Genomic DNA, 12,745 nt, shown 5'->3' on the forward strand with positions numbered 1-12,745 from the left:
CCTCATCATCATCCGTGAATCTATCAGTGTTGTTAAAACAGGCAGGTCTCCTGACTTATGCTTCATATAATTTCTTTCACCTTCCCGTTTTCACAGTGGCACCAAAAAGAAATCTCAGCATTTACAGTGGCGGGACCGTGTTGGAGTTTCACCAAGCTTCCCTTTTAAACACGAAACGAAACTTTCGTGTACCTATTTTCCTTTTGAAAGGAATTTAACAAGCGATATGATATTGAAACAAATTTTAACATAATTTTTGGAATTTTGTCTACTGTTTTAAAATAAGAAAATTCTAAAGTTTTTATTTCTTAGTATTCTGACTTTTTATATTCTGGAGTAACTAATAATATTACAGTATGAAAAGAGAAATTGAGCTATGAAAGAAGTAGGGATGTCTTCTTTCATAGCTCAATCTTCATCTATAGCAACTTCTGAAAGTTGGCCTGCTATAGCATCTTTAAGGAGGGTGTTTAGCCATTGTAATTCAACTGTAATATGCTCAATTACACTTTGCAAAATATATAGTTGTGCACGTGGAACCTTTCCTTTATTACAATCATATATCGTTTGCATAGTATGTAAATATTGAAGAGTATCGTTTTTCTTTTTTTCTAAAATAGGAACTAATTCGTGATCATTGCTAAAGTGAGCGAAAGATAAGGCTGAATAAATAGGTTTATATATTTGGTTTTTGGCTTCGAATTGTTTTAATAGTAAAGTGTGGAATAGTTTTTTGCCTTCTTCTGTTATATGAAAAATCGTTTTGTCAGGTCGATTTGTGTCTCTAATTACATTTGTAATATGAATTGCCCCTTGCTTTTCTAATTGCTCGAAGGCGTAATAAAGTGATCCTTTAGCATATTTAATGTAACAATCCATTTGTCGTTCTTTCATAATATGCTGCACTTCATATGGATGTTTATCTCCTTCGAGTAGTAAGCCGAGAATGACTAATTTCATGCTCATGCTGTCTCAACTCCTGTATATAAAAACTTTATACATATTATAAACGGCATATCCTTTTTCATAAAGGGATATGCCGCTTCTTTTTTATATTAACTAACTTGCTTTTGTTTTTCTTTCTTTTTAGGGCCTGTAAAGAGGCGTTCATTTCCCATAAGTAAAATACAAATAATACTTAGTACAGCCGGGATGAGTGCCCAGAAGAATGTGTTCGCAATAGATGTAGCGAGAGCTTCCTTAATACCCGCTAATATTTCAGCAGGAATTTTTGCGGTAGCGCCTGGTGATAATAAGAAACTTGTGTCTCCGCCTTTTGGAGCTAATTTTGCTAGTCCAGGGGGGAATACAGAGTTTAGTTTATCTGTAAAAATATGATTTTGAATTGTACCAAAAATCGTTACACCAAGAGTCATACCGAGTGATCGGAAGAATGAGTTTGTTGATGTCGCCGAACCACGGTCCCGCATTTCCAACTTGTGAATAGAAGACATACTTAATACTGAGAATGAGAAACCAACACCAAGCCCAGCGAGAATCATAAATAGTGTTACGAGTAAACGAGGTGTGTCCATTGTTAAAGTACTTAATAAATAAATACCAAGAACGAAGAAGACACCAGATACCATCATAATGTTACGATAGCTTGTTCGAGAAGCTAATTGTCCTCCCGTTTGACTTCCAATTACAGAACCAACCATCATTGGTGTTAAAATTAATCCAGCATTAGAGGCGGAACCTCCAAGGACGCCTTGAATGAAGATTGGAATATAAACTGTACAGATAATGAAAGCGGCACCATAGAAAAAGGCAACTCCTTGACTAGCTGCGAATAAAGGTTTTTTAAATAGATGGAATGAAATAATAGGCTCGGTTGCTTTTCGTTCTACAAAGAAGAAAATAATAAGCGTAATAACTACTGTTGTAAATAAGCCAATAATTACAGTAGAATTCCAGGCATATTCCTTACCACCAAGTTCTAATGCGAACATTAAGCAAACGATACTTATGACAAGTGTAATAGCACCAGCCCAATCAATTTTTTGTTTTCTAAATTCTAGAGACTCACTGTAGTATTTAGTAATGAAGAAAAAGGAGATAAGTCCTAATGGAATATTGATATAGAAGACCCAATGCCAACTTATATAGTCTGTAATATAAGCACCTAATAAAGGACCGAATACACTAGATGTCCCGAAAACAGCACCGAATAGTCCTGTCATCTTCCCGCGTTTTTCTGGTGGGAAGATATCGTACATAATTGTGAAGGCGATAGGCATAAGGGCACCACCACCGATCCCTTGAATAGCTCTATAAATACTTAATTGCTCAATGCTTGAAGCTGTTCCGCAGAGCGCAGAACCGAATAAGAAAAGAATGAGGCCACCAATATAAAAACGTTTCCGCCCGTACATATCAGAAAGTTTCCCGAAGATAGGCATCCCTGCCATTGTTGCTACCATATAAGCTGATGTGACCCAAACAAACTTATCAAATCCTCCCAGGTCTCCAACGATTGTTGCCATTGCGGTTGCAACGATTGTATTATCCATTGCGGCCATTAATATACCAAGCAGTAAACCAGCAACAACAAATTTTGTCTTGTTGGCTTCTTTTTTTAATGGTTGAGTTTCCAAATATAACCCTCCTTTAGAAATAAGTAAACTATATTAAATTTTGAGTGCAGTGGATAAAAAATTTAAATGTATAGTTGATGTTAATTTCTTTTCCATAAGTGCACTTATATGCCATAAAGAATATTATAGTCAAATTTGACTATAAGGCAAATTTTTTCTTCCGTCAAAATATTCTTTCGTATGAGTAGAGAACGAGTGAGCCATACGAATATTGCTATGAAGGGAATGAAGTAAATTGTAAAAAAATTTCATAAAGAACACCTTCTGTTAATAGATGAAAAATGGTTTTTTCTTCATATTGTCGAATAGGATAAAAGGAAGAGAAATATTAAACATTGCTTGTAGCAAGCTTTAGGAATTTGGGGAATTCATTGTGTGTATGTTACATCTGAAATGAGGTGAATATATATTATGAAAATATGGGGACGAATTTCGGATACAGGAAAGTATTCAATACCGCTACAACCAGTATTGTGGATTGACGGATCGAAAAAGGAAAACGAATTTCCTCAAGTAGCCGTTACATTACAAATTGGTAGTATGTATACAGAACAATTTTCGTATGAATTGACCTACGATGTAAACGACATACTTATTATGAGAATTGAAGTGGAAAATAAAGGGGTAGAAATGATTTCGAGAGTTGTTGTAAGTCATATGATTCGAGATTACTTTGCTTATATTCCTAATTCTTTAAAAGTTGATAAGGGGATAAGTGAGTTTTTATTCCAGCTTGTTAGATGGCGAATTGATGATTTGTTACCAAATGAGAAGGTGGAACTACGTTGTAAAATAAAAGCTAATAAAGATAAAGCTCTTAAACAAACATTCTTTCAGGCTACATATACATTTCAAGATAAAGAGATATCATATGGCCCACTGCAAACAAATGAAGTTGTTGTGCGTCAATGATAAAAAGGAACCTGTACAAAAGGTTCCTTTTTTAGTGAAGGTTGTGTTTTTTGAGTATTTTCTTTTGCTCCATTCCTTTTTTTCCTACATAGTTATTTTTGTAGCCAAAGTATAGAATAAATAAAAATGAAACAACATTAACAATAGCGTCGATTTGATCGTTTGTAATAAAGTGTATCCCGAAAGAGGTAAATAATAATTTTAATGATAATAGAAAACCAGCTAGCAAACGCATAGCATCTGATAGATTCTCTTTTTGTAGCATATAGATTACTCCTTTCTATAAAAGTTATATATTATATATATGAAATAGAGTAGAAAAGGTATACAAGCTTAAGCAGAAATGTACATTGCATATGTACATTTTTTATTTTGTAGAAAAACATTATTGATATAGAAACATATATTGGTATAAAAGGGGGAAAAGTATGAAACATAAAGGAAAAATTAGTGGATTATTGCTTGGCAATACTGTGGCAGTTACAGAATGGATTGCACTTCAGGATGTAATTGCAAAACTGGATTCACGATCATTTTATACCGTCTTTATTATTTATATATTGCAAATGATACTAAGTTATTATTTTGGACATTGGTACGATAAAAGAACAAACGAGCGTATGGGTATGGAAGTAGGAGGAATGGCAAGCAATGATTTTGTTGTTGATTTTTTTGGGAAAGTAGCTGCTTTATCTGAAAGAGATTCTCGTAATATTACAGTGTACATTCTTTCTGTAAAAGAATGGGAAGGATTAAAAGACACGTTGCAAGAAAAAAAGTTGGGAGTGTTAGTACAAAAATTAGAGAGTACCATTGTAAAGACAATTCGGAAGGGCGATGTTGTTACAAAGTGGGATGAAAATAAGTACGTTATTGTAGCAATTGATAATGGTCATGAAACATCAACAATAACAAAACGATTAATGAAAAATATTGAAAGTGAAATAGAAGGTGATTTACTCAGTGTCACTCTTTTATTTGGAGCAGCTAGCTATCCAGTAGAAGGAAAAACGTTTGAAGAACTGTTGAGAAAGTCGCAAAATCAATTGTACCAGTATAGAAATTTGCAAGAAAATGAGTGAAGCTTTGATTTGAAGATATATGATAGGAAGATGTTTTATTTGTAACATTTTTTTGACTTTTATTACAAAAAACGCCGCGTTTGTAATAAAAGTCTTTAAAAATATATGAAATAAGCATATAATTATGATGGTAGTGCCAATGCAATTTGCACAGTGTGTTTTATTTTAAAAGTGTAGAGGAAAGCAAGCTCTACACTTTTCCTTTTTAGGAAATGAAAAGAATATTTGTAAGTTGTTGCGAGATATCGATTGTACTGTGTAAAATGAACAAAGAGATTAATTGATAGAAAGCTGGAAAGGGAATGATAGACGTGAGAGCGGAGCGATCACCTTTTATCAGGTGAACTATTATAGTCTTATTAAGACTGAGGTGAAATTCCGTGGATATTAAAGTAATACATAGTGTGAACAGGCCTTAAAAAACACGAAGTAGTATACTTAAAGATGGATATGGAATTGCTAAATAATTCAAAAAGAATAATGTAATATCAAGTAATAATTTGTACAAACAATATTAATGATCTTCGTAAAAAAGATGCGAGTGTATAGAACAATTACATATTTTATAACTTTTTTATATTACACGATGGTCGTTTATAAGTAGGAGGAAGAGATGTTGAAATATAGTAAATTAGCAATTGTAACTACATTATCAATGATTTTATTAGCCGGTTGTTTCGGTCCGAAACCAGAAGAAGAATTATATGTAGCGTTTGAAAACGCTGCTAAACAAGAAAAAACAATGTTTGAAGATGCAAAAAAACTTGAGACTTTAGAGAAAGAAGGACAAGAATTATATAACCAGATTGTTCAAGAAGGAAAAGATAATAATCAAACTGTTAAAGAAAAACTGAATCAAGCAGTGAAAAATACAACTGAACGAGAAAAAGTGCTTACAAAAGAAAAAGAAGTTTTAAATAAAGCGCAAGAAGAAGTGAAGTCAGCTGATAAGTATGTGAAGAAAATTGAAGATAAGAAATTGAAAGATCAAGCTGATAAAGTGAAAAGCACGTATGAGAAACGCCACGATTCATTTAATAAAATGTATGACAGCTATAACAAATCTTTAAAACAAGAAAAAGAGTTATATACAATGTTACAAGATAAAGGTACTAAATTAAAAGATATTAGTGAAAAAGTAAAAGTAGTAAATCAATCTTATAAGGATATTGAGTCAGAAAAAGATAAATTTAATGAATTTACAAAGTCTTATAATACAGAAAAAGTAGCTTTTTATAAACAAGCAAATATTAAAATTAAAGAAGAGAAAAAATAAAACAGTTTGGCCTACACTTGGCCAAACTGTTTTATTTTTTTGTATAAGTACGACTATACCATGGAACAGGCTCACTTAATTTTTTTTCTTGTTTTAATGCTTCAGGACCAATATAATCTTGAAGTGTTTTTTTTGCTACTGTTAAAGATAAGGTTGTTTTCGGATTTCGATAGGAGGATTCAAGATGACCAAGATGCGGTAGAATTCGAAAATCTTCTTTCGTAGGAGGGATGTGGAAAAAATAATCGCCTAAACGTATAAGGACATCAGATTGTTGTTGGCTAAAACGTGGGTTTCTAGAAAAATGCAATCCTTCTTTAATTGCTTTTTTTTCAGCAATCAAACGTTCTAAAGCTGTCTTTTTTAACCAGTATAAATATTTAGGATTAGTAGCTGCTTTAGCATGACGATTCACAACGAAAATAGATTGAGCTAGTCGATTAATAGAATGTTGGTTTTGTAATTGAGATTGTGGTTGTGAAGGTTTCATATTGAATCTCCTTTCAATTTTTCATTATTATACCATAAATAAAATAGGTATTTATTATACGCAAAAAGTGATTGTATATATTTTCAATATTAAAGCAATATTGTTACAAAAAACAACTATTTTGTATAATAGTAATAGAATATGTTTTTGAAATTTGATAATGAAAGAGTGAGAAGCTTGAAAGAAATATTAAAACAACAGTATGCCATTATAGATATTGGATCTAATACAATGCGTTTAGTTATTTATGAAAAGCAAAATGGAGGTTTTTATAAAGAGATTGAAAATACGAAAGTTGTTGCTAGGTTAAGGAATTACTTAATTGATGGTGTGTTGAATGAAGAGGGAATAGAAGTATTATTACAGACATTATTTCAATTTCAAGAAAGTACAAGATTCCATCAGTTGCATCATGTACTTTGTGTTGCAACAGCAACAATTAGACAGTCGGAGAATCAAGAGGAAATTAAAAAGCTTGTTGAAGGACAAACGGACTTTACTCTTAGAGTATTATCAGAGTATGAGGAAGCGCGTTACGGATACTTGGCGGTTATGAATTCTACATCGTTTTCAGAAGGAATAACGGTAGATATTGGTGGGGGAAGTACGGAAGTTACATACTTTAGAAATAGAGAGATTTTAGAGTACCATAGTTTTCCTTTTGGGGCACTTTCTTTAAAGCAACAATTTATTAAAGGTGATATTCCTACTAAAGATGAGCTAGAGGGAATGCAACAGTATTTAGAGTCTCAATTTCGAACGTTACCATGGTTAATCAATAAGAAATTGCCTCTTATTGCAATTGGTGGTAGTGCTAGGAACTTAGTAAAAATCCATCAAAATTTAATATGTTATCCTATAGCAGGATTACATTTATACAAGATGAAAGAAGAAGATATTGAAAGTGTAAAAGAGGAATTGGAAAAATTGTCGTTCATAGAACTTCAGAAATTGGAAGGATTGGCAAAAGATCGAGCAGATACGATTATTCCAGCGGTTGAAGTATTTCATACACTTGTTCATGTTATAGAGGCACCGGCATTTGTATTAAGTAGAAAAGGGTTAAGAGAAGGTGTTTTCTATGAAGAGTTGACAAAAGATTTGGGGATTTCATATTATCCGAACGTAGTTGAAGAAAGTTTGTATTTACTATCACATGAATACGAAATGGACATGGAATTTGTTATTCAACTTATTAAACATGGAAGACTAATTTGCAAACAACTTGAGGAAATAGGGCTTATTTCTATGTCAGTAAAAGACTGGGAAGTGTTCCATCAAGCAGCGAAAGTATTTAATATAGGCAAATATATAGACGAAGAAGCGAGCCGTTTACATACGTTTTATTTATTAGCGAATAAGACAATTGATGGCATGATGCATAAAGATAGAGTGAGGTTAGCACTTATTGCATCTTATAAATCAAAAATGCTATTTAAACAATATTTATCTCCATTTGAAGGTTGGTTTGATAAAAGTGAACAAAAAAAAATCCGCCTATTAGGAGCTGTTTTACAATTTTCAGCTGCTTTAAATGTAAGGCAACGATCGCTTGTTGATACCATATCTATAACAGAAAGCGAAGAGGGATTAACGTTTAAAGTTTTATGTGAACAGTCTGCCTTAGCAGAAAAAGTGCAAGCTGAAAAACAAAAAAAACAGTTAGAAAGAGTATTAAAAACGAATATTAATTTATTATTTGAACTAAAACATTAGGTTGTACGGATGTCTTTACGAAAAATTTACACTTTGTAATATTGTAATTTGATAAAATGAAATTAACTAAATTATAGTAAAAAAGTTTCAAGGGGAAGTGTGAAGAGAATGGAATTATCGAAGGGGAATGCAGTAGATTTAAATGATACAGCTTATTACAATAATCGAGAGTTAAGCTGGCTAGCATTTAATGAACGTGTACTACAAGAAGCGCAAGATGGAAATAATCCACTTTTGGAAAGGTTGAAATTCATTAGTATTTTTAGTTCGAATTTAGATGAATTCTTTATGGTACGTGTAGCGGGATTGAAGGATCAAGTGAGTGCTGGATTTAATCAGCCAGAAAATAAAGCTGGCTTAACACCAAAAAAGCAATTAAATAAAATTGCGATAAAAGCCCATGCACTAATGACAGTACAATATGATACATTTAAAAATTATATATTACCAGCGCTTGAGTTAGAGGGGATTGAACGTTTAACATTCAATGATTTGACGAAAGAGCAGCGAGAATTTATAGAAGAGTATTTTGACGAGCAAATTTTCCCGGTGTTAACTCCTGTAGCTATTGATGCATATCGTCCATTTCCAATGTTATTAAACAAAAGTTTGAATTTGGCTACTCTTTTATATGATGAGAAGCAAGCGGAAGAAGAAAACAGGACGAAGTTAGGGATTGTACAAGTTCCTTCATTACTTGAGCGCTTCATAATTTTACCGAGCGAAGGGCAAAAGCATAAATTTATTTTATTAGAAGACGTAATTAGTAGCTTTACTCATAAATTATTTACGGGATATACAGTATCATCTGTTACTCGTTTCCGTATTACACGCAATGCAGATTTAACGATTCATGAAGAAGGTGCGAGAGATTTATTAAAGGTAATTGAAAAAGAATTAAAAAAGCGTAAATGGGGGGCTGCTGTTCGTTTAGAAGTTGGGAAAGAACACATTGATGAAAGAGTATTAGCGTTATTATATGAGGTTCTGGAAGTAAAAGATGAAGATGTATATATAATGGATGGTCCATTAGATTTAACATGTTTGTTTTCTTTATATAAAAAACTAGCTCCTTTATATGAACATCTTGTATATCCGGCTCTTATTCCGCAACCGCCTCAAGATTTAGGTGATGAAGAAGATGTATTTGAAAAAGCAATTGAGCATGATATTTTATTACATCATCCTTTTGAATCATTTCAGCCGGTAGTTGATTTTGTCCGTGATGCGGCAGACGATCCGAATGTACTTGCGATTAAACAAACGTTATATCGTGTAAGTGGTGATTCACCGATTATTCAGGCGTTAAAAATAGCGGCTGAAAAGGGAAAACAAGTGACGGTATTAGTTGAATTAAAGGCAAGGTTTGATGAAGAAAACAATGTTCATTGGGCTAAAGAATTGGAACAGGCAGGCTGTCATGTTATTTACGGTGTAAGTCACTTGAAAACTCATAGTAAAATTACGTTAGTTGTAAGAAGAAAAAACGGAAAAATCGAAAGGTTCGTACATCTTGGAACTGGAAACTATAATGATGCAACAGCGAAGTTATATACTGATTTTGGATATATTACATCAAGAAAAGACTTTGGGGTTGATGCAACCAATTTCTTTAATTATTTAAGTGGTTATACAACAAAGCCACATTTTCACCATTTATCGGTTGCTCCATTTGATATAAGAGAGCAATTTATGGATTTAATAGATGAAGAAATCCGTTATCATAGGCAATATGGAAATGGATATATTATCGCTAAGATGAATTCATTAACAGATAAACCGTTAATAAAAAAAATGTACGAAGCATCACAAGCTGGAGTAAAGGTAGAGCTCATTGTTCGAGGAACATGTTGCCTACGACCTGGTATTCCAAATGTAAGTGAAAATATTCGTGTAGTTAGTGTTGTTGGAAGATATTTAGAACATAGCCGTATTTATTATTTCCATCATAATGGGGAGGAGAAAATATATTTATCTTCAGCTGATTTGATGACGCGAAATATGGAGAAGCGAGTGGAAATATCTTTCCCGATATTAGATATTGAAATGAAGGCACGAATTAAGGCGATTTTACAGCTTACATTAGCTGATAATGTGAAAACACGTGAACAAAATAAAGATGGTGATTACTATTATGTTATTAATGGTAGTACAGAAGAAATTGATAGCCAAGTGAAGTTGTTTAAGATGGCGTATCAAAATACAGACGCTGAATAATGAAAAAAAGTAAAAACCTCTTATGTCCATAAGAGGTTTTTACTTTTTTCTACTCATATGCTCCAAAAATGGAAGGATGAGTAGAAACAATAGTTTTATTATAAGCGTGTAATGAGATGGCTCGTTGAGAGAATAACATTTGAAAGAATCGTTACTTTAACCTAGTAATAGTATGGTTGCTGACATGGTCCACCGTAACAAGGATAAGGTGCTGGCGGCGGGAAAGGTGGTGGATAAGGTGGATAAAATGGTCGAGGGCCGAAAGCTAATGCTCCGCCGAGCAATCCACCAGCAATTCCAGCTAGAAAGGGAACGCCAAAAAACGGGAAGAAGCGTGAGTCGCCTACTGGACCAATAGGTGCTGAACGGACTGGAATTGGTTGATAATATGGATACATGAACATACCTCCTTTATTGGACTCACTTTTATCATATGGTAAACGAAACATGGATGAGCGCGTACAAGAAAGGATATGTAAGAAAATAGGCGAATTATTACGAATGTTGGAGTGTGAGAATTGTGATTTCAGGTTTTGACATAAAACGAAATGGGACACGTGTTCTTCCGAGGCCTCGATTGACATAGAGAGTTAAATCCTGCATCGTATAGAAGCCTTCAATATAGTCTTTGGCGAGTGATGGTGTAATAATAGCTCCTAAAAAAGGAATTTGTACTTGTCCGCCATGGCTATGACCAGAAAGTTGCAAGTTGATTGGATATTTGGAAATTTGCGGCGCGATATCTGGCTCGTGAACAAGAACGATGTTATAAGTATTTTGCCGTGCATGTTGTAATGTTTTCTCTATTTTTGGTTTGCCTAGTAGTATATCATCGAGACCGAAAATAGAAATTTCACTATTATCCATTAGACGAATTCTTTTTTCACTATTTAGCAATAGTTCAAATCCTGATTCACGCATGATGTGCTCATAGTATTCAGTTCCATATCCACCGTGATCATGGTTACCATAAATAGCGAATTTACCGAAGGGGGCTTGTATATTTTTTAAAATGGATGCGACGAAAGGAGTGTCAGTATACGTTTGATAATTATCAATGAGATCTCCGGTAAAAAGGACAATATCTGGATTTACAGCATTAATTTTAGAAACAACTTGAGATAAATGTTGAAGCGAGAAATAGTATCCGAGATGTAAATCGCTGAATTGAAGAATTTTCATACCATGAAAACTTTTTGGGATGAGTTGTGATTTTAATGTGTGCTGTGTAAAAGAAATGAAATGGGGTTCTATATATTTAGCATAGTAGTATCCGATGCCACTGGTTATAAATGAATAGAGACAAGTACGCATACCAATTTTTAAAAAATTTCTTCTTGTAATGTGCGTCATAAAAATATGAGTATACCTCAATGTTTTTATTCCATTTACAGGCTACTCAAATCTCCTTTCAGTTTATTTAAAAATATACTTTACATAATAAAAAATTAGTATAGATTACGAAAAAAATGAATAAAAAGAAAGTTCTTTACATTAAAATATCAGAAAAGTTTAAAAATATAAAGATTTCTATTAAATAAAGTGATAAAATGAATGTGTATTCATTTTTTGGAGGGGATGTATGTGAAAGAAAAGGTAGTTATTATAACAGGTGGATCGAGTGGAATGGGAAAAGGAATGGCGACTCGCTTTGCAAAAGAAGGGGCACGAGTTGTTATTACAGGACGTACAAAAGAAAAACTAGAGGAAACAAAGTTGGAAATTGAACAATTTCCAGGACAAGTATTACCTGTACAAATGGATGTAAGAAATACGGATGACATTCAGAAAATGATTGAACAGATTGATGAGAAGTTTGGTCGAATTGATGTTTTAATAAATAATGCAGCTGGAAACTTTATTTGTCCAGCAGAAGATTTATCCGTGAATGGCTGGAATTCAGTCATTAATATTGTATTAAACGGTACATTTTACTGTAGCCATGCTGTCGGAAAATATTGGATTGAAAAAGGTATAAAAGGGAATATCATTAACATGGTAGCAACATATGCATGGGATGCAGGTCCAGGAGTTATTCATTCGGCTGCAGCGAAGGCAGGAGTATTAGCGATGACGAAGACGCTCGCTGTTGAGTGGGGACGTAAATATGGAATACGAGTTAACGCTATCGCTCCAGGACCAATTGAACGTACGGGCGGTGCTGATAAATTATGGATTTCAGAAGAAATGGCTAAGCGTACGATACAAAGTGTTCCGCTTGGAAGGCTGGGTACGCCAGAAGAAATCGCTGGTCTAGCTTATTATTTATGCTCAGATGAAGCTGCGTACATAAATGGAACTTGCATGACAATGGATGGAGGACAACATTTACATCAATATCCATTTTAAAAGGGATAAAAAAATGAATGTTTGATTCATTTTTTTACGGTTAAATGTGACGGAATTGTGACATATGAAAGAAAAGTGTTTACAAGAGGTCATATATACGTTATAT

General features: G+C 33.4%; 12 protein-coding genes and 1 riboswitch. Of the genes, 6 read left to right on the forward strand and 6 right to left on the reverse strand.

The window, feature by feature from the left end; translation table 11 throughout:
• Positions 1–23: 23 nt before the first annotated feature.
• A riboswitch (cobalamin riboswitch) is annotated at positions 24–211 on the reverse strand.
• Between the two features lie 197 nt (positions 212–408).
• Together ACS2QP_RS02010 and ACS2QP_RS02015 are read right to left on the reverse strand one after the other, a co-directional pair.
• Complete coding sequence (locus ACS2QP_RS02010) at positions 409–966, reverse strand: PadR family transcriptional regulator (RefSeq protein ID WP_000062061.1); 558 nt, start codon at positions 964–966, stop codon at positions 409–411.
• A gap of 89 nt (positions 967–1,055) precedes the next feature.
• Positions 1,056–2,597: an MDR family MFS transporter gene (locus ACS2QP_RS02015; RefSeq protein WP_438882112.1), complete on the reverse strand. Its 1,542-nt coding sequence runs from the start codon at positions 2,595–2,597 to the stop codon at positions 1,056–1,058.
• Positions 2,598–3,008: 411 nt separating this feature from the next.
• On the opposite strand from ACS2QP_RS02015, the gene ACS2QP_RS02020 reads away from it, so the two are divergent.
• Positions 3,009–3,509 (forward strand): hypothetical protein, encoded by a 501-nt coding sequence (locus ACS2QP_RS02020; RefSeq protein WP_000708120.1) that lies wholly within the window; start codon positions 3,009–3,011, stop codon positions 3,507–3,509.
• 31 nt (positions 3,510–3,540) lie between these two features.
• Here ACS2QP_RS02020 and ACS2QP_RS02025 read toward each other — a convergent pair whose 3' ends face one another.
• Positions 3,541–3,774: an SPP1 phage holin family protein gene (locus tag ACS2QP_RS02025; protein ID WP_000939448.1), complete on the reverse strand. Its 234-nt coding sequence runs from the start codon at positions 3,772–3,774 to the stop codon at positions 3,541–3,543.
• Between the two features lie 163 nt (positions 3,775–3,937).
• Between ACS2QP_RS02025 and ACS2QP_RS02030 the strand changes: the two genes are divergently transcribed.
• Both ACS2QP_RS02030 and ACS2QP_RS02035 read left to right on the forward strand, forming a co-directional pair.
• Positions 3,938–4,591: a diguanylate cyclase domain-containing protein gene (locus ACS2QP_RS02030; protein WP_000680820.1), complete on the forward strand. Its 654-nt coding sequence runs from the start codon at positions 3,938–3,940 to the stop codon at positions 4,589–4,591.
• Between the two features lie 613 nt (positions 4,592–5,204).
• A complete protein-coding gene (locus ACS2QP_RS02035) occupies positions 5,205–5,867 on the forward strand; it encodes a YkyA family protein (RefSeq protein ID WP_000922498.1) in 663 nt (220 codons plus the stop codon).
• Between the two features lie 31 nt (positions 5,868–5,898).
• Here ACS2QP_RS02035 and ACS2QP_RS02040 read toward each other — a convergent pair whose 3' ends face one another.
• Positions 5,899–6,357 carry a YkyB family protein gene (locus tag ACS2QP_RS02040; RefSeq protein WP_000804864.1) on the reverse strand — a complete coding sequence of 153 codons (459 nt, stop codon included), beginning with the start codon at positions 6,355–6,357 and terminating at the stop codon, positions 5,899–5,901.
• A 141-nt stretch (positions 6,358–6,498) separates the two neighbouring features.
• On the opposite strand from ACS2QP_RS02040, the gene ppx reads away from it, so the two are divergent.
• Both ppx and ACS2QP_RS02050 read left to right on the forward strand, forming a co-directional pair.
• Entirely contained in the window at positions 6,499–8,073 is a 1,575-nt protein-coding gene (gene ppx, locus ACS2QP_RS02045; RefSeq protein ID WP_326263811.1) for an exopolyphosphatase, read from the forward strand.
• A 108-nt stretch (positions 8,074–8,181) separates the two neighbouring features.
• Complete coding sequence (locus ACS2QP_RS02050; RefSeq protein ID WP_000423548.1) at positions 8,182–10,290, forward strand: polyphosphate kinase; 2,109 nt, start codon at positions 8,182–8,184, stop codon at positions 10,288–10,290.
• A gap of 161 nt (positions 10,291–10,451) precedes the next feature.
• Here the strand turns inward: ACS2QP_RS02050 and ACS2QP_RS02055 are convergent, their stop codons facing one another.
• Positions 10,452–10,688: a hypothetical protein gene (locus tag ACS2QP_RS02055; protein ID WP_000283738.1), complete on the reverse strand. Its 237-nt coding sequence runs from the start codon at positions 10,686–10,688 to the stop codon at positions 10,452–10,454.
• A gap of 97 nt (positions 10,689–10,785) precedes the next feature.
• Entirely contained in the window at positions 10,786–11,643 is an 858-nt protein-coding gene (locus ACS2QP_RS02060) for a metallophosphoesterase (protein ID WP_065223016.1), read from the reverse strand.
• Positions 11,644–11,874: 231 nt separating this feature from the next.
• On the opposite strand from ACS2QP_RS02060, the gene fadH reads away from it, so the two are divergent.
• Positions 11,875–12,639: a 2,4-dienoyl-CoA reductase gene (gene fadH, locus ACS2QP_RS02065; protein ID WP_000660913.1), complete on the forward strand. Its 765-nt coding sequence runs from the start codon at positions 11,875–11,877 to the stop codon at positions 12,637–12,639.
• Positions 12,640–12,745: the final 106 nt, after the last annotated feature.

This window comes from Bacillus cereus group sp. Bce019, from assembly GCF_051781745.1.
GTDB classification, from domain to species: Bacteria; Bacillota; Bacilli; order Bacillales; family Bacillaceae_G; genus Bacillus_A; species Bacillus_A cereus.